The following is a 16,141-nucleotide window of genomic DNA, read 5'->3' on the forward strand; positions in this document are numbered from 1 at the left end:
TCAATCCTTGTCCTTGTCTTGCCCAAGCAGGGGCATGAGGTCGGAAATATCGACGTCCCGCCGTTCGTCGGGCAGCACACCCAGCATCGGCGCGGTGCGTTCGATCACGCGCTTGACCACCGGCGCGGCCGTCCAGGCAGCCGTGCGCAGGCCGAAAGTCTGCGCGTTGCCCTTGGGCTCGTCCATCATCGTCAGCACGACGTAGCGGGGATTATCCATCGGAAATGCGGACGCGAAAGTCGTCACCAGTGAACTCTTATTGTACCGGCCTTCTTCAGGCTTCTCGGCGGAACCCGTCTTGCCGCCCACCCGGAATCCCTTGGCGTCGGCGCTGCGACCTGTACCCGCCGCGACAATCATCCGCAACAGCTGCCGCATCCGCGCGCTGGTGGCGGCGGAAAAGACGCGATGGCCTTCGGGCACCTCATTCGCGTGCAGCTTGCGCAAGGTGGCAGGCCGCCAGATGCCGCCATTGACCAACGCTGCATAAGCGGCGGCAAGGTGCAGCGGCGTCACCGCGATGCCATGGCCATAGGACACGGTCATCGTCGTTATGCGGCCCCAATTATAAGGCCAGATGCTCTTGGCGCGTTCTTTCAGCTCGATCGGCGCCCTCTGGTCGAATTGCAGGTTGCGGAACAGCTGCTGCATGGGCGCGGCGCCCATTTCGTCGGCGATCCGTGCCGTTCCGATGTTGGAGCTGTGCACCAGTATTTCCGGCACATTGATCCAGCGGCCGAGCGCGTGGTCGTCCTTGATCTTGAACCCGGCCACAGCGAGCGGGGCGGTCGCGTCGTAGCGCTTCGCCATCGAAGTGACGACGCCGCGATCCATCGCCTCGCCGATCGACAATGGCTTGAAGGTCGAACCCAGCTCGTAGCGCGCCTGAACCATATGGTTGCAGAGCGGCGATTCGCTGCATTTCTTGCCCGCGTAATTCTGAAGCTTGTTGGGATCGAACACGGGGATCGACGCCATCGCAATCACTTCGCCGGTGTTCGCGTCCATGATGATGCCGCCTGCGCCCTTGGCATTTTGCGCCACCATCTGGGCGTAAAGCTCGCTCTCCAGCGCGCCCTGCACCCGGCTGTCGATCGAAATGGCAAAAGGCTGCCCGCGCAGCGCCGGATCGGTCAGCCGGTCATTGAACGCCGCCTCGACCCCCATGCCGCCCTGCCCGTCGGCATTGGGCGCAAAGCCAAGCACATGCGCCGCCAGACTGCGCTGCGGATACAGGCGTTCCTTCTCACGGGGAAATTCGATGCCGATCTCGCCCAGCGCATTCACCGCCGCAACTTCTTCCGGCAGCGCGCGGCGACGAAGATAGGCCCAGCCCTTGCCGGTCAGCTTCTTGTAGAAAGCCGCTTCGGGCTCATCAGTGAAAATTTCGTGCAGCTTGCGCGCAAGCTCGGCAGGCTCACCGATCAGCTTCGACGGGCGCACGGCGATCGAATAGGCATCCATCGTCCGGGCAAGGGGCACGCCATTGCGATCCACGATGTCAGCGCGCGCTGGAAGCAGGCCCGAAACGTCCCCATTCCCGCCCGCGCTATGCGCGAAGATGCCCACCCAGGTGAGCCGTAGAATCACCACTGCCGTGATTGCCATGAACAGGATCAGCAGCAACATCAGCCGGTTATGCGCAACCGCCGTCAGGTCAACCCGCTGCTTGCCTGCCCTGGCACCGCCCGGCTGAACGATGATCGTTGCCATCAGCGCGCGCCTTTCTTGCGTTCGCGCGCCGCCTTGGCGCTGATGTCACCGATGGTGCTGTCGTCAAGCAGCTTGGCATCCAGCATCGCCATCCGTTCGGCGTGGCGAGCCATCGGATTAGGCTTCGACACGTCCGCATCGTCCTTCGCCTTTTCGGCAGCGGTCTTGGCGGCGGGTTTGACAATCTTTTCGACATTGTCAGCCGCATGCGCTTCACGGATCACGGCGATATCGCTGCGGATTTGGGTGGCGGCAGGACTCGCCGGGGCGGCCTGCGGCGCAGATGGCAGGTCGGCAGGGCTTTCGACCATCGCCACCATCACAGGCGGCGCGACATAGTCCGGGCCGTTGGGCTGGATGCCATCCAGGTTCGCCAGCGCCCGCTCACCGCCCAGATATTGCTGTGCGGTCGGCGTCGCGTACATGAAATCATCCTGATTCCACCGCTCCAGCTGCCGCATGCTAGCCCGCGCGCTGAACTCCGTTTCCAGATAACGAATGTCCGCCCGCGCGCGCACAATCTGCGTCTGCACCTTCATCAGTTCATTCCGCTCGGTCGCGACCTTCAGCGATACCAGATAAGCACCAAGCGCACCGAGCGCTACGAGCAGGATCCAGATCAGGCTCTGCAACCTCTTCACCGCGATCATGGGCGCGCGCTCCTGGAAGAACTGGACCGGGAAGGAATGGCGGCTGATGTACGAACGGCGCTGCGCAGGGTCGCGGAGCGCGCACGCGGGTTGCGGGCCAGCTCTGCCTCGCCGGGGCGAATGGCTTTGGCCGGTTTGTAGAAGGTCGGCTCGGCGGCGGCCTTGCGTTCCGGCAGGTGGCGCGATCCCGCGCCTTCACCACCGCTGCGCTGGCGCAAGAACTGCTTGACGATACGGTCTTCCAGGCTGTGGAAAGTCACCACGGCCAATCGACCACCCTCTTCCAGCATCGCTTCCGCCGCTGCCAGCCCACGCTCCAATTCTTCCAGCTCGCGATTCACATGGATGCGGATCGCCTGGAAGGTGCGGGTTGCCGGGTCCTTCTTGTCGTGTGGCTTGTGGCCCAGCGCCCGGCGAACGACGCTGGCGAGTTGACCGGTGCGCTCCAACGGGCGAGCCTCCACGATCGCACGAGCCACCCGGCGCGAGCGCGGCTCCTCACCATAGCGATAGAGGACGTCGGCGATCTCCTGCTCAGGGGCATTGTTCAGGAAATCGGCGGCGCTCATCCCGTCCTGGCTCATCGTCATGGTGAGGGGGCCGTCCGCCTGAAAGGAAAAGCCGCGCTCCGGCCGGTCGAGCTGCATCGAAGACACGCCGATGTCGAGCGTCACGCCCGATACCGAGGTGATGCCGCGAGCCGCCAGCAATTGTTCCATCCGGGAAAACTCCCCGGCGATCAGGGTGATGCCCTTCTCCGTCGCCAGTGCCTCGCCTTCCCGGATGGCATCGGGATCGCGGTCGAAGGCAAAAACCTTCGCGCCCTGCGCCGCCATCGCACTGGAATAACCGCCTGCGCCGAACGTGCCATCAACATGAATCTCGCCGGGGTTGATGGCGAGGGCATGGAGCACTTCATTGAGCAGAACCGGGATGTGACGATCCAGATCGGCAGGAGCGGTCACTTGCCGTCCCCCGCCGTCCGCTGGTCCAGCCAGCGGCGCACCTTGTTGCGGATCAATTCCGGCCGATCCTTGCTATCGACCAGGGTTTCCGGCTTCCAGATCTGGATGTAACGGCCCACGCCATAGAAGAAGACAGCATCGGTGATGCCATATTCATCCTTGATGTCCGGATGCATGGCGAAACGGCCGCCGTCGTCGAAATTCACCTCCTCGATCGTTCCGAGTCGGCGTTCCAGCTCCAGGTCGGCATTATAGTCGCGGCCATGCGCCCGTGCTTCGCGAGCCAGCTCCTCGACTTCGGTGAACAGGAAACGGCGATGCGATTCTCCAAAGCCCGTGGCGCAGGGGTTGTCGCCATGGACGGAGAGATAAAGCCGCGTTTCGCCAGCGCTGGACAGCTTGACCTGCCGACGCATCTCCAGAGGCAGCACGAAACGGCCCTTGCCGTCCGCTACGCTGAACGCGTTGCCTGTAAAGAGAATGATTTCCGGCACGTGCGGACTGCTGCCCCTCTGTTCGCAAGGGCGCAGGCAGCCGCTCACCAACCCGCGTCATTGCGGCCCGGTGCGCAGGACTAGCAAAGCCTGACAAACCCCTATGCGTTTTAGATACCAAGCGCCGAGGCACAAGAAAAGGGAAAAGTCGGGAGATTTTGGGAAATCCCGTTTTGTTCTGGTTCTAAGTCATATTTAGACCACCAGACGGCGTTTTGAACCGGACTTACGCAGCTCAGCCGACGCCGCATGCCGCTGCAAAGCGACACATCCCGACATCGCCCAGAAAATCCCTCCCTAATTGCAGAAGCGATCGGTGCTGAGTGAAAGAGCGAAGGGAATAAGATTCGACGCTGGCCACATCCAGCTTCGCCCATTCGAGCGGCCCGTCCGCAACATGACGGCAGTCCAACGGCCAGAACCAGCGTCGGTCCCAGCCAAAGCATCACGAATGTGCGTAGAGCCGCCTTCATGCAATGCGCGGCTCGGTTCGGGATTTCAGCGGCCGGATGGCTGTGGATCGCGATCCATCGGCTTGCTCAGATTGGGATCCGGCTGAAGATCCGGGACGATCGGCTGCTGTTCCGGCGCGGGCTGCACGCCCAGTTCCGCCAAAGGCTCCTTGGGCGCGACTGCATTGACGTCCAGGGTCGGCACGGTCGGCGGGGGCACCGCCGGATCATCGATCCGCGCCTTGTCGATCACGATATTCGCCAGACCCACGAGGAGCACCACGCCCGCCAGCCCCGTCAGGCCGATCTGGACACGCTGCAACCCTTCCTGTCGGCGGGGATGTTCAGCCATTAAGCGCTCTTTATCTTGTCGCCGCGACCCTTGTCGGCGATCAGCGATTGTGCGCGAGCCAAGGGAAGACCGTCAAGCCCTTCGCTTCCAGCCACTCACGATTGTAGAGGGTCGAGAGGTAACGGAAGCCCGTGTCGCACAGGATGGTCACGATCCGCTTGCCCGGCCCCAGTTCCCTCGCCAGCGCCACCGCGCCTGCGACGTTGATCCCCGAGGACAGGCCAAGGCAAAGCCCTTCCTCCGCCAGCAGACGCTCGACCCAGTGCAGCCCTTCCTCATCGGAAATGCGGAACTGCGTGTCGATCGGCGCACCTTCCAGATTGGCGGTGATACGGCCCTGCCCAATCCCTTCCGCGACGGACGACCCTTCGGCTTTCAGCTCGCCATGGGCATAATAATTATAGAGCGCCGCGCCATGGGGATCGGTCAGCGCGATGGTGATATTCTCGTCATGCGCCTTGAGGCCGAGGCCAACACCCGCGATCGTGCCACCAGTGCCCGCCGCGCAGGTGAAGCCGTCGATCTGCCCGTCCAGTTGCTGCCAGATTTCCTCGGCCGTACCGACGATATGCGCCTTGCGATTCGCAATATTGTCGAACTGATTGGCCCAGACCGCATTCTCTGTTTCTTCCGCGATCCGGCGCGACGTGTGGACGAAATGACCGGGGTTGGAATAGGCTGCGGCAGGCACGGTCACCAGTTCCGCGCCCAGTGCGCGCAGCGTGTCCATCTTCTCCCGGCTCTGGGTCTCGGGCATGACGATGATCGTCTTGTAACCCTTGGCATTGGCGACCAGCGCAAGCCCGATGCCGGTATTGCCCGCTGTCCCTTCGACGATGGTGCCGCCCGGCTGCAACAGCCCCTTTTCCTCCGCATCATTGACGATGAAGAGTGCCGCGCGATCCTTTACCGACGCGCCGGGGTTGGCGAATTCGCACTTGGCGAAAATATCGCACCCCGTCTCTTCCGATGGACCGGCAAGGCGTACCAACGGCGTGTTGCCAATCAGGGCGAGGCTATCATTCTGAACCAGCATGTTCCCCGCATAGCGGAGCGGATGCACGCTTGCCAAGCAAGGGAATGCTCATCCACCCAAAGAGCCGTTTTCATGGCCGCGCAATGATCGCATCGGCCGGGAAGAAAGTGGCAAGGCTTTTGCGCTAAGGACAGGTCGCGCGGCACACCGCCGCGATGAATTTGTGAAAGCAGACGGCTTCAGACATGGCGCGCGCGCGATTATGGCATATGGCATTGGCCGCCCTGGCGCTGATCGCGCTTGCCTTGCCGCGCCTGATCACGGCCGCTCCGCTCGACATGCTTGCCGACGCGGCGGCGCGCGATGCTGTCGCGGAAAGGCCGGGCGAAAATTTCCCCGGTTCCGCCTACTTCTTCGTTGACGGCGTCTTTCAAGATCTGCCCGCTTCATCCGGCAACAGCCCACATGTCCTGAAGCTCGACACGGTCGATGCCGCTCCGGTCGCCGCCTTTCGCGGTCAAACACCGCTGGACAGCTACCGGGCAATCAACTGCCTTACCTCCGCCATCTATTATGAGGCTGGCAACGAACCCGAAGAAGGCCAGCGCGCCGTCGCTCAGGTTGTTCTCAACCGCGTTCGCAATCCGCTCTGGCCACATAGCGTCTGCGGCGTCGTCTATCAGGGGTCCGAACGCACCGACTCCCTGTGTCAATTCACCTTCAGTTGCGACGGGTCCATGGGTCGGGCCAACCATGTGCAAAGCTGGACGCGCGCCCGCCGCATAGCGGAACAGGCGCTTGCCGGTCATGTCTATGCCCCGGTGGGGCTCGCGACCTTCTACCACACGCTGGCAGTCCGCCCAGGCTGGGCTGCGTCGAAGCGCGCCGTCGCCGTGATCGGCGCGCACATCTTCTATCAGATGCCCGGGTTTCACGGTACGAAGGCGGCGTTTCGCATTCCCTATCCCGGCCGGGAATGGCAGTCAGGCCCCTCTCTTCGCGCTTGGCCGACCAGTCCACGCGCCGCGGAGCGCCACGCCGAACCCGTCGGTGCCGATGTGACAGCGCCTATCATTTTTCCGCCCCCAGCGCCTCAGGACACGCTGCCGCCGTCCACCATCCGGCCCGAATATAGAAACAGCGGACGGCCGCTCATCTGAAGGAGCCTGCGTGAGATATTTTCCCATGCATTCTCCAAATAGCTGATTTTGCTAAAAAATAAAAAATAGAGCTGAATTGAAAAACAGCGGAACCAAATCTTGTGATGGGGGGTTCTGCATACCGGATAGCAAATCTTTTGCCCCCCGCTCTTGCTATCCAAAAAAACATGAGCCCGGAACGCATCTCCCCCCCCCGACGCGTTCCGGGCTCAGATTTTTGGGGTCTTTTTCCGTTTGAAACCAGATATTTCCGGATGCGGAACGTATTTCGCAGCCGTGGGTTCTCCTCCTCAGCCGCTGGATAGCGAGGCTGTCCGGCTCGAGTTTTTCCTAGGAGACGACCATGACCAAGAAGATCCTTGCCGCTCTGCTACTGACCGGTTCGCTGATGGTGGCTGCGTGCAACACCGTCGAAGGCGCTGGCAAAGACGTGCAGAGCGCTGGCGCGGCTGTGGAAGACGCGGCGAAGTAAGCAGCGTAAACAGGCTCCCACCCTTGCGGCCCGCCACTGGCGGGCCTTTTTTTAGCTGGTGGAAGCGTCGGCTCCGTCCGCAGCTGCGGCGGCGGCTTCGCGGGCCTGTTTGCGATCGGTGAACCAGATCGCGACGATCGTGATTTCGTAAAGCAGCAGCAGGGGAATGGCGAGCATCAGCTGCGACACGACATCGGGCGGCGTCAGCACGGCGGCGAGAATGAAGGCGCCGACGATCATGTAGCGACGCAGGCCAATCAGTTGGGCGCGGGTGACGAAACCGGCGCGATTGAGCAGCATCAGCAGGACGGGCATCAGGAAGCTGATGCCGAATGCAAGGATGAACTGCATAACTAATGTGAGGTAGGCATCGGCGCTGGGGAGCGCCTCCACCTTGAGGCCACTGCTATTCCCTTGAAATTCCAGGAAAAAATGGAACGCAGTGGGCATCACGATATAATAAGCGAGGCTGGCGCCCATCAGGAACAGCACCGGGGTCATCACCAGAAATGGCAGTAACGCCTTCTTTTCCTTCGCATAAAGGCCCGGAGCGATGAAGGCCCAGAGCTGGTTCGCGATGATCGGGAAGGAGATGCAGAAAGCGCCGAAGATCGCCACCTTCACCTGTACGAAAAAGGCCTCGTAGAGCTTGGTGTAGACCAGCCGCCCACCCGCGTCGCCAAAGGCTTCCTTCAAAGGATGCACCAGAAAGGCGAACAGTTTGTCGGAAAAATAGAAGCAGACCGCACCGGTAATGAACAACGCCCATACGCATTTCAGAAGGCGCCCGCGTAGTTCGATCAGATGGTCGAGCAGCGGCGCCTTGGAATCATCGATGTCCTTCATGCCTGCGCGTCGCCCTTACCGGCCGGAGCGGACTGCGCCGCGATATAGGGTGGACCCTCGGCGGCAGGGGCCGGAGCGACAGGCGCCGATTGGGCCACGAAGGGCGGCGGAAGCGTGGTGGCGGCGGGCGCGGGATCGCTAGAAGACCCCGGCAATGGCTCCATCGCTGGAGTGGCGGAAGCATCGGCAGGATGTTCCTGCATGATCCGCCGGTTCTGATCGGCCCACTTCTTTTCCAGTTCTTCCATCTCGACTTCCCGCACCATGGCATCGATGCCGGTGCGGAAATGGCGCGCCATTCCGCGCGCCTTGCCGACGATCTGCCCCACCTTGTACAAGGCGCGCGGCAAATCCTTTGGACCGATCACGATAACCGCGATGATCACGATCAGTAGAAGTTCGGACGAGCCGATATCGAACATGCGCGCCTACCGCTTGGGCGTGAAATGGAAATCAGGCCTTGGTCTTTTCTTCGGTCGTAGCGGTCGGTGCGTCCTGTTCAGGAACACGATGTCCTTCGATCCGCGTAGCAGGCTTGGCGGGCGCGATGTCGTCGTCATCGTCGGCCATGCCCTTCTTAAAGCTCTTGATGCCCTTGGCAACGTCGCCCATCAACCCGGAGATACGGCCACCGCCAAACAGCAGCATGACCACCAGGAGAACGATGACCCAGTGCATCAACGAAAAGGAACCCATTTTAACTTTCTCCTGAAAGGAAGCCCTTTCTAGGCTTCTTCCTCATCATTTTCCAGAACGGATTGAGCCCCCAGGCCCTCCAGCGCAAGATCGACCGGATCGAGCAATCCGGCAGCGCGCAGATCGTCCATGCCCGGCAGATCCCGGCGGCTGCTAAGCCCGAAATGTGACAGAAATTCGTGCGTGGTGGCGTAAATCAGTGGACGGCCCGGCACTTCCCGCCTGCCCGCTGGCCGGACCCAGCCCGCTTCCATCAGCACGTCCAGCGTCCCCTTCGCCACCTGCACACCGCGAATGGCCTCGACCTCCGCGCGGCTGACGGGTTCGTGATAGGCGATGATGGCCAGCGTCTCCATCGCCGCGCGGGACAGCTTGCGCGTCTCATCCTTTTCCCGCCGCAGGATATGGGCAAGGTCAGCCGCTGTCTGGAAATGCCAGCGCCCACCCCGTTCCACCAGATTGATGCCACGCCCGGCATAATGATCCGACAGCGCGGCAAGCACGGCGGCGATGTCCCCGGCATCCCCCACATGTTGCCGCAATTCGACGGTGGTCAACGGATGTTCAGCAACGAACAGAGCGGCCTCCACCGCGCGCATGAAATCGTCCGGTTCCTGCATTACAACAAACGTCCCCCACTTTGTTCCGGCAGAGCCGCGCGCAGGTAAATGGGCTCGAAAATGCCGTCCTGCTGGATTTCCAGCCGCCCCTGCCGCGCCAGTTCCAGCGCCGCGACGAAGCTGCTGGCGAGCGCAGATTTCGCCATCGGTCCGTCCTGGCCGTCGGGCAGAAAGGATTCGAGCACGGTCCAGTCGATCGCCGACCCCACCAGCGCGCCGACACGCTGGATAGCTTCGTCGAGGGTCATCACCGGCCGGGCGACGACCATGTGGACGACGGGCTGCGTCCGCGCGCGCACCTGCCCATAGCATTGCAGAAGATCGTAGAGGCTGGCGGCCCATTTCGCCTTGCGCACGAGGCGAAGCCCTTCCGGATGGGGGCGGACGAACACGTCCCGGCCGACGCGGTCGCGCGCCATCAGGCGGGCACCGGCTTCCCGCATGGCCTGCAACCGCTGGAGCCGCAATTGCAAGCGCAGCGCCAACTCGTCGGGGTTGGGATCAGGCTGGGCCTGCTTGGGCAACAGCAGCGAGGATTTGAGGTAGGCGAGCCACGCCGCCATCACCAGATAATCGGCCGCCAGCTCCAGCTTCAGCTTCCGCGCACCCTCGATATGGGCCAGATATTGTTCGACCAGCGCGAGGATGGAGATTTCGCGCAGGTCGACCTTCTGCGACCGGGCCAGCGCGAGGAGAAGGTCGAGCGGTCCTTCCCAGCTTTCGAAGCTGACGTTCAGCATGTCTTCGCGCGGCTGGGGTGGAGGGATGAAGAGGTCTTCCATGGTTCAAGCGGCTCTCTGGCGCGCAGGCCGTACGAAGAGCGATTTTTCACGCGGAGGCGCGGAGACGCGGAGATGCCGCATCGCGCTTTCTCTGCGCATTTTGCGGACTCTGCGCGGACATTGAAGTGGCTCCGCCTGAAGGTGGCGGCCGGCGTTCGCCCTCACGCAGCCACCACGGAGAGCAGGCTGTCGCGGGTGGCGAGAAGCTGTTCGAGGGGCGGGCTGTCCTGATCGAGTTGCGCCGACATCATGGCGCGGTCCAGCCGGGCCTTGGACTGCGTGCTGATATCGGGAAGAATGTTGGCAATGCCGATCATGTCCTCCATCCGCGCCCAGCAGTTGAGCGCGAGGTCACAGCCGGCCGCGACGACGCCCGCCGCCAATTCGGGGATGCTGCCGTTCAGCGCCTTCATGTCGAGGTCGTCCGACATGAGCAGACCGCTAAAGCCGATCCGCTGACGAATGATCGTTTCGATCACCGAGGCGGAAAGGCTGGCGGGCAGATCCGGGTCCCAACTGGTATAAATGACGTGGGCGGTCATGCCGATGGCTGCGTCCTTCAATGTCTGGAAGGGCGCGAGGTCGATGGCGAGTTCCTCTTCGCTCGCGGTTACGATGGGCAGTTCATGATGGCTGTCCACCATCGCACGGCCATGGCCCGGCATATGTTTGATGATGCCGACGACCCCGCCCCTGGCCAATCCTTCGAGAGTGGCGCGGCCAAGCGCGGCAACCCGCATCGGCTCGGCGCCGAACGTCCGGTCGCCCATAATGTCGCTGGCCCTGTCCTGCCGGACGTCGAGCAAGGGGAGCGCATCGACAGTGATGCCCACTTCGGCCAGCGTCACCGCGATCGCATGGGCATTGGCGCGGGCGGCGGCGATCGCGCTCGACGGCGCGATGTCATACAGCCGGTCGAACGCGGCGCCGGGCGGGAAGGTGGGCCAGACGGGTGCCTGCATGCGAGCGACGCGGCCCCCTTCCTGATCGATCATGATCAGCAGGTCGTCGCGGCCCTGGAGGGCGCGCAGGTCGTCGGTCAGCGCGCGTAATTGGGCGCGGTCGGCTATGTTGCGACGAAAGAGGATATAGCCCGCGGGCTGGGCGTCGACGAAGAAGGCGCGTTCGTCAGAGGTGAGCGTCTCGCCGGAGAGGCCGAAGATTACCGGTTTCATGAGGGCGGATGGTAGCGAGTGCGAGGCGTCGTGTCGAAGGGGTTGTTGGGGCGGGAGTTAAGGAGCGACATGTTCCCTCTCCCCTTCAGGGGAGAGGGCTAGGGAGAGGGGAAGGCGCTGCGCTATCGTGGACAAGACGGCCTCAAGGTCGTGCATGACGTCTGTGTTGATGAAGCGGATGACGCTCCAGCCTTGCTGCTCAAGATAGGTGGTTAGTTCAGCGTCATACTGCGCAGTTGAGCCGTGTGTGTCGCCATCGATCTCGATCACTGACATCGCCGCCCGACAGGTGAAATCGGCGATGAATGGCCCGTTCACAGTCTGGCGGCGGAACTTGGCACCATCGAAGCGCTTCGCGCGCAGGTGATACCAGAGGCGAGCTTCGGCGACTGTCTGGTCACTGCGTAGTTGCTTCGCAAATTTAAGCGACTTTCGATCTCGCACCGTTGTTCCCCTCTCCCCAGCCCTCTCCCCTAAAGGGGAGAGGGAGTTTGGGCGTCAGTTCACAACTATGCAACTCTCGCCAGCAACCTTCAGCTTACCGCAAAGCGTATTAGCCTGAGCCCCCGCTGTCGCGCGCAGGCGGTAGAGGGTGCTGCCGCCGACCTGGGTAGGCTCGACCGACATGGTGAGCGGGGCGAGATAGGCGAAGCGTTTGGAGAGGCGAGTCCAGGCGTCGCGCGCGCCCGACTGGCTGCCATAGGCGCCGAGCTGGATCACGGCCCCACCCTTGTGCACGGGCTGGGCGGCGGCGGGGCGGACGTTGGTTTCGTCGGCGACGCGCGCGGTCACGCTCTGCGATGGTTTGCCGGGCACAGCCTGCCGTGTCTTCGCGGGAGCCGTGGCGGTCACGGGGGCTTCGGGCACGCGGCTGGGATCGATGCGGCCGTCGCGCACGACGCCTTCGCTGGCGGCGAAGCTGGCATCGCCCTCGCCCTCGAACTTCTTCGCATCGGCCTCGCGGGCGGGCATCTTGTAATCGCCAGCGGGCGCGGCGATCAGCTTGCCTTCGCCGCCGCCGGTCGAGCGGTTCTTGAGCAACCAGACGCCAGCGACAACGCCGCCGAGCAGGACGAGCGCCACCAGGATGAAGCCGAGTAGGCGGACGGGGGACAGGCCCTCATCCTCCTCATCCTCGATACCAGGCTCCAGCCAGGGCAGACGCTCGTCGTCGTCCAGATCGAGCCGCCCCCTCGCAAAGTCGCCCATTTATCCGTGCCTCCGCCTGGCTATTGCATTTCCGTCAACGCAGCCACGCCCATCAGGGCAAGGCCATTACGGATGATTTGCCCGATTCCGCGGCTTAAGAAAAGGCGCGCAGAAGTTACGTCCGGATCGTCCGTCAGGATGACGCGGGCGCGCGGATTGTCGTTCCCCAAATTCCACCAGCTGTGGAATTCAGAAGCCAAGTCGTTGAGATAAAAAGCTATTCTATGTGGCTCACGGGCCGATGCAGCCCCTTCGACCACCCGTGGGAACTGCGCCGCTAACTTAACAAGGTTAAGTTCGTCAGTCCCAAGGCGGGACAGGTCGGGCGCAGGAAGTGCGATTTGTGCCTCTTCGGCGCGGCGGCCGAGCGAGGAAATGCGGGCATGGGCATATTGGACGTAGAAGACAGGATTGTCCTTCGACGCCTCCACCACCTTGGCGAAGTCGAAGTCCATCTGGGCATCGGCCTTGCGCGTCAGCATGGTGAAGCGGACGACATCCTTGCCCACTTCGCGCACGACATCGGCGAGCGTCACGAAATTGCCCGCGCGCTTGGACATTTTCACCGGCTCGCCTTCGCGCAGCAGGCGGACCATCTGGATGAGCTTGACGTCGAAGCGCGCCTTGCCTTCGGTCAGCGCGGCGACGGCGGCCTGGATACGCTTCACCGTGCCCGCATGGTCCGCGCCCCAGATGTCGATCAGCTGGTCGGCGGTCTGTGCCTTCTGGAAATGATAGGCCATGTCGGCGCCGAAATAGGTCCAGGCGCCGTTCGACTTCTTGATCGGGCGATCCTGATCGTCGCCGAATTTGGTGGAGCGGAACAGCGGGAGTTCGACTGGCTCCCAATCTTCTGGCGTTTCGCCCTTGGGCGCTTCGAGCACGCCGTCATAGACGAGGTCATGGTCGCGCAGCCATTTCTCGGCGGCTTCAGGCTTTCCGGCGGCTTGCAGTTCGGCTTCGGAGGCAAAGATGTCGTGGTGGATGCCGAGCAGGGCGAGGTCGCTGCGGATCATCTCCATCATCGCGGCGACGGCTTTGGTGCGGAAGAGGACGAGCCACTCGCTTTCGGGTGCGGCTACGAATCTGTCGCCATATTCGGCGGCAAGGGCCTGGCCGACGGGGACGAGATAGTCGCCGGGGTAGAGGCCTTCGGGGATCGCGCCCACATCCTCGCCCAGCGCTTCGCGATAGCGGACATGCGCCGAGCGGGCGAGCACATCGACCTGGCCGCCTGCGTCGTTGATATAATATTCGCGGATGACCTTGTGCCCGGCATATTCCAGCAGGGTCGCGAGCGCGTCGCCTACGACCGCGCCCCGGCAATGGCCCATATGCATGGGGCCGGTGGGGTTAGCGGAGACATATTCGACGTTGACGGTGACGCCCTTGCCCGTGTCCGACCGGCCGTAATCAGCGCCTTCGGCATGGATCGCGGCGAGTTCGGCGCGCCAGGTGGCGTCGGTCAGGGTCAGGTTGATGAAGCCGGGGCCAGCGATGGTGGCGCTTTCCACCTCTTCCAGCTTTTCAAGGCCCGCAACGATCTTTTCCGCCAGCGCGCGCGGGTTGGTGCCTGCGGGCTTGGCGAGGACCATGGCCGCGTTGGTGGCGAGGTCGCCATGACTGGCGTCGCGGGGCGGCTCGACCGTGACCGGCTTGCGGTTGAGGCCAGCGGGCAGCGCGCCGTCCGCCTCCAGCGCGTCCAGCACGGCGTTCAGATGGGCAGTGAAACGAATGTAGAGAGACAAGGGTGTTTCCTCGAAAAGCACAAGACCCGTCCGGGCTGGGCTAAAATCGAAGCCTCATCCTTCCCTGCAAGAAGTAGAGCCCTTCGACAAGCTCAGGGCGAACGGAAGATTAAGGTTCGCTCTTAACGTGTCGCGTTATATCGCAGCTGGTCCTGGGTCAGGTTGAAACCCACGAGCAGTTCGAAACTGGTGCGTTGCAGCGCCGCGCGAACGTCGGGCTGGGCGAAGGGATCGATGGCCGCGTCGGCATCCCCCGCCTTGCGCTTCTGCGTGATCTTCGCCTGAACGTCGGCGGGCAGCGTCGCTGCGGCCTTATCGACATAGGAGCCTGCCTTCGCGCTCACGCTGGCGCGATACTGACCAGCGGGGAAGTCCAGCACGACCTGACCGACGCGCTTGGCGACGACGGCGTTGCCGCCACGCACCACGGCAGAGAAGAAGGGCAGCGTCACCTCCCGCGCGGCGGTGGCGTCAGAACGGCGGGCGTTCACCGTGAAGGTCGCCTCGCTGTAGAATTGTGCCCCCTCCGCACAGGTCGCGCGCAGGTCGGTGATGTTCGCCACCACATCGATCGCGCGGGCGTCCGTGCTGCCCGCCGGATTGAACAGCGTCACGTCACCCGTATAGGCAGGGATCGCGGCGGTCGGGCAGGCCGATCGGACGGCGACGACGCCACCCGTGGCATCGATTTCTCCCCGGCGCGAGCAGCCCACAAGGGCAAGGGCAAGCATTCCGGTCAGCGCAAGTCGAGAAAAGGTCACGAGGCAATCCCTTGGGAACAGGCTGGGGCTTCTTATCCGCACCCCGCCGCTCACGCAACCGAAAGGAACGCGCCTCCCCTCACCCCTTCCTTCCGGCGCGACATTGGCCTAAGCGGCTGGCATGACCGCCCGTCTTCCCCTGAAGCTATTGATCGCCGCCCCGCGCGGCTTTTGCGCTGGCGTCGATCGCGCCATCATCATCGTCGAAAAGGCGATCGAGAAATATGGCGCGCCCGTCTATGTCCGGCATGAGATCGTTCATAACAAATATGTCGTGGACAATCTGAAGGCGAAGGGCGCGATCTTCGTCGAGGAACTGGATCAGGTGCCCGATGGCGTGCCGGTGGTCTTTTCCGCCCATGGCGTACCCAAAGCCGTCCCGGCCAAGGCGGAGGAGCGCGGCCTTGATTATCTGGACGCCACCTGCCCATTGGTCAGCAAGGTGCACCGCCAGGCAGAGCGGCAGGTCGAGGCAGGGCGCCATATCCTGTTCATCGGTCACAAGGGGCATCCGGAGGTCGTCGGCACGTTCGGGCAGGTCGATGCGGGCAACATGACCTTGATCGAAACGGTCGAGGATGCAGAGAGCTTCATCCCCGAAAATCCCGACAATCTTGCTTTTCTGACCCAGACCACCCTGTCGGTGGACGACACGGCCGCGATCGTCGAAGCGCTTCAGCGCCGATTCCCGTCGATCCACGCGCCCAAGGGCGAGGACATCTGCTACGCGACGTCGAACCGGCAGGCAGCCGTGAAGGCGATCGCCGCCGCCTGCGACGCGGTCTATGTGATCGGCGCGCCCAACAGTTCCAATTCGCTGCGCCTGGTCGAGGTGGCCGAGCGCGAGGGCACGCCAGCCCGGTTGATCCAGCGCGCGGATGACATCGATTTTGCGTGGTTGGAGAATGTAGCGACCCTCGGCCTTACGGCAGGCGCCTCCGCCCCCGAAATATTGGTACGCGAAGTCGTGGACCGGATCGCCGCCCGATTCGACGTTACGGAGGAACAGGTGGAGACGGCGCGCGAAACCATCTCGTTCAAGCTCCCCCGCGAATTGGGAGCGGCGTAAG

At 63.0% G+C, this 16,141-nt stretch carries 19 protein-coding genes; 3 read left to right on the forward strand and 16 right to left on the reverse strand.

The genetic code is table 11. The features are described 5' to 3' along the window. From AC6JBC_RS10710 to AC6JBC_RS10735, 6 genes are all read right to left on the reverse strand, one after another. Positions 1–1,713 carry a peptidoglycan D,D-transpeptidase FtsI family protein gene (locus AC6JBC_RS10710; protein ID WP_464788244.1) on the reverse strand — a complete coding sequence of 571 codons (1,713 nt, stop codon included), beginning with the start codon at positions 1,711–1,713 and terminating at the stop codon, positions 1–3. Beyond that, positions 1,713–2,363, reverse strand: coding sequence for a colicin transporter (locus AC6JBC_RS10715; protein ID WP_464788243.1), 651 nt, complete (start codon positions 2,361–2,363; stop codon positions 1,713–1,715). Before AC6JBC_RS10715 ends, AC6JBC_RS10710 begins: the two co-directional genes overlap by 1 nt. Continuing rightward, complete coding sequence (rsmH, locus tag AC6JBC_RS10720) at positions 2,360–3,328, reverse strand: 16S rRNA (cytosine(1402)-N(4))-methyltransferase RsmH (protein WP_498024205.1); 969 nt, start codon at positions 3,326–3,328, stop codon at positions 2,360–2,362. Before rsmH ends, AC6JBC_RS10715 begins: the two co-directional genes overlap by 4 nt. Continuing rightward, positions 3,325–3,822 (reverse strand): division/cell wall cluster transcriptional repressor MraZ, encoded by a 498-nt coding sequence (locus AC6JBC_RS10725; protein WP_460987560.1) that lies wholly within the window; start codon positions 3,820–3,822, stop codon positions 3,325–3,327. The genes rsmH and AC6JBC_RS10725 overlap by 4 nt, the downstream gene beginning before the upstream one ends. A gap of 498 nt (positions 3,823–4,320) precedes the next feature. Further along, positions 4,321–4,626: a hypothetical protein gene (locus AC6JBC_RS10730; protein ID WP_449471330.1), complete on the reverse strand. Its 306-nt coding sequence runs from the start codon at positions 4,624–4,626 to the stop codon at positions 4,321–4,323. A 40-nt stretch (positions 4,627–4,666) separates the two neighbouring features. Beyond that, the gene (locus tag AC6JBC_RS10735) at positions 4,667–5,662 is read right to left on the reverse strand and encodes a cysteine synthase A (RefSeq protein WP_498024207.1); all 996 of its coding nucleotides are present in this window, start codon (positions 5,660–5,662) and stop codon (positions 4,667–4,669) included. Positions 5,663–5,847: 185 nt separating this feature from the next. Here AC6JBC_RS10735 and AC6JBC_RS10740 point away from each other — a divergent pair, with 185 nt between their 5' ends. Together AC6JBC_RS10740 and AC6JBC_RS10745 are read left to right on the forward strand one after the other, a co-directional pair. Further along, the gene (locus AC6JBC_RS10740) at positions 5,848–6,762 is read left to right on the forward strand and encodes a cell wall hydrolase (protein ID WP_498024208.1); all 915 of its coding nucleotides are present in this window, start codon (positions 5,848–5,850) and stop codon (positions 6,760–6,762) included. Between the two features lie 343 nt (positions 6,763–7,105). After that, the gene (locus AC6JBC_RS10745) at positions 7,106–7,234 is read left to right on the forward strand and encodes an entericidin A/B family lipoprotein (protein WP_196225439.1); all 129 of its coding nucleotides are present in this window, start codon (positions 7,106–7,108) and stop codon (positions 7,232–7,234) included. A 51-nt stretch (positions 7,235–7,285) separates the two neighbouring features. Here AC6JBC_RS10745 and tatC read toward each other — a convergent pair whose 3' ends face one another. The 10 genes from tatC to AC6JBC_RS10795 form a co-directional block, all read right to left on the reverse strand. Continuing rightward, on the reverse strand, positions 7,286–8,080 hold the full coding sequence (gene tatC, locus AC6JBC_RS10750) for a twin-arginine translocase subunit TatC (protein ID WP_498024209.1): 795 nt from the start codon (positions 8,078–8,080) through the stop codon (positions 7,286–7,288). Continuing rightward, positions 8,077–8,502 carry a Sec-independent protein translocase protein TatB gene (tatB, locus tag AC6JBC_RS10755; protein WP_464788238.1) on the reverse strand — a complete coding sequence of 142 codons (426 nt, stop codon included), beginning with the start codon at positions 8,500–8,502 and terminating at the stop codon, positions 8,077–8,079. The genes tatC and tatB overlap by 4 nt, the downstream gene beginning before the upstream one ends. Positions 8,503–8,533: 31 nt before the next feature. Beyond that, on the reverse strand, positions 8,534–8,776 hold the full coding sequence (locus AC6JBC_RS10760; protein WP_097091035.1) for a twin-arginine translocase TatA/TatE family subunit: 243 nt from the start codon (positions 8,774–8,776) through the stop codon (positions 8,534–8,536). A gap of 29 nt (positions 8,777–8,805) precedes the next feature. Beyond that, a complete protein-coding gene (gene scpB / locus AC6JBC_RS10765; RefSeq protein ID WP_449471322.1) occupies positions 8,806–9,396 on the reverse strand; it encodes an SMC-Scp complex subunit ScpB in 591 nt (196 codons plus the stop codon). Then, on the reverse strand, positions 9,396–10,178 hold the full coding sequence (locus AC6JBC_RS10770; protein ID WP_498024211.1) for a segregation and condensation protein A: 783 nt from the start codon (positions 10,176–10,178) through the stop codon (positions 9,396–9,398). Before AC6JBC_RS10770 ends, scpB begins: the two co-directional genes overlap by 1 nt. 161 nt (positions 10,179–10,339) lie before the next feature. Next, positions 10,340–11,353 carry a beta-N-acetylhexosaminidase gene (gene nagZ, locus AC6JBC_RS10775; RefSeq protein ID WP_498024213.1) on the reverse strand — a complete coding sequence of 338 codons (1,014 nt, stop codon included), beginning with the start codon at positions 11,351–11,353 and terminating at the stop codon, positions 10,340–10,342. 57 nt (positions 11,354–11,410) lie between these two features. Next, positions 11,411–11,797 (reverse strand): endonuclease domain-containing protein, encoded by a 387-nt coding sequence (locus AC6JBC_RS10780; protein ID WP_498024214.1) that lies wholly within the window; start codon positions 11,795–11,797, stop codon positions 11,411–11,413. A 54-nt stretch (positions 11,798–11,851) separates the two neighbouring features. Continuing rightward, a complete protein-coding gene (locus AC6JBC_RS10785) occupies positions 11,852–12,562 on the reverse strand; it encodes an SPOR domain-containing protein (RefSeq protein ID WP_498024215.1) in 711 nt (236 codons plus the stop codon). 20 nt (positions 12,563–12,582) lie between these two features. Next, positions 12,583–14,310, reverse strand: coding sequence for an arginine--tRNA ligase (argS, locus tag AC6JBC_RS10790; protein WP_498024217.1), 1,728 nt, complete (start codon positions 14,308–14,310; stop codon positions 12,583–12,585). 122 nt (positions 14,311–14,432) lie between these two features. Continuing rightward, complete coding sequence (locus AC6JBC_RS10795) at positions 14,433–15,041, reverse strand: hypothetical protein (RefSeq protein ID WP_498026054.1); 609 nt, start codon at positions 15,039–15,041, stop codon at positions 14,433–14,435. A 151-nt stretch (positions 15,042–15,192) separates the two neighbouring features. On the opposite strand from AC6JBC_RS10795, the gene ispH reads away from it, so the two are divergent. Next, positions 15,193–16,140, forward strand: coding sequence for a 4-hydroxy-3-methylbut-2-enyl diphosphate reductase (gene ispH / locus AC6JBC_RS10800; RefSeq protein ID WP_498024218.1), 948 nt, complete (start codon positions 15,193–15,195; stop codon positions 16,138–16,140). Position 16,141 lies beyond the last annotated feature (1 nt).

Source organism: Sphingobium sp. RC1 (assembly GCF_059738765.1).

Bases quoted from the DNA above. Each gene is read 5' to 3' on its own strand.
- AC6JBC_RS10715 (WP_464788243.1), bottom strand. From the start codon at position 2,363: ATGATCGCGGTGAAGAGGTTGCAGAGCCTGATCTGGATCCTGCTCGTA.
- AC6JBC_RS10740 (WP_498024208.1), top strand. From the start codon at position 5,848: ATGGCGCGCGCGCGATTATGGCATATGGCATTGGCCGCCCTGGCGCTG.
- AC6JBC_RS10795 (WP_498026054.1), bottom strand. From the start codon at position 15,041: ATGCTTGCCCTTGCCCTTGTGGGCTGCTCGCGCCGGGGAGAAATCGAT.
- AC6JBC_RS10760 (WP_097091035.1), bottom strand. From the start codon at position 8,776: ATGGGTTCCTTTTCGTTGATGCACTGGGTCATCGTTCTCCTGGTGGTC.
- ispH (WP_498024218.1), top strand. From the start codon at position 15,193: ATGACCGCCCGTCTTCCCCTGAAGCTATTGATCGCCGCCCCGCGCGGC.
- tatB (WP_464788238.1), bottom strand. From the start codon at position 8,502: ATGTTCGATATCGGCTCGTCCGAACTTCTACTGATCGTGATCATCGCG.
- AC6JBC_RS10770 (WP_498024211.1), bottom strand. From the start codon at position 10,178: ATGGAAGACCTCTTCATCCCTCCACCCCAGCCGCGCGAAGACATGCTG.
- AC6JBC_RS10785 (WP_498024215.1), bottom strand. From the start codon at position 12,562: ATGGGCGACTTTGCGAGGGGGCGGCTCGATCTGGACGACGACGAGCGT.
- AC6JBC_RS10730 (WP_449471330.1), bottom strand. From the start codon at position 4,626: ATGGCTGAACATCCCCGCCGACAGGAAGGGTTGCAGCGTGTCCAGATC.
- scpB (WP_449471322.1), bottom strand. From the start codon at position 9,396: ATGCAGGAACCGGACGATTTCATGCGCGCGGTGGAGGCCGCTCTGTTC.
- tatC (WP_498024209.1), bottom strand. From the start codon at position 8,080: ATGAAGGACATCGATGATTCCAAGGCGCCGCTGCTCGACCATCTGATC.
- AC6JBC_RS10745 (WP_196225439.1), top strand. From the start codon at position 7,106: ATGACCAAGAAGATCCTTGCCGCTCTGCTACTGACCGGTTCGCTGATG.
- nagZ (WP_498024213.1), bottom strand. From the start codon at position 11,353: ATGAAACCGGTAATCTTCGGCCTCTCCGGCGAGACGCTCACCTCTGAC.
- AC6JBC_RS10735 (WP_498024207.1), bottom strand. From the start codon at position 5,662: ATGCTGGTTCAGAATGATAGCCTCGCCCTGATTGGCAACACGCCGTTG.
- AC6JBC_RS10710 (WP_464788244.1), bottom strand. From the start codon at position 1,713: ATGGCAACGATCATCGTTCAGCCGGGCGGTGCCAGGGCAGGCAAGCAG.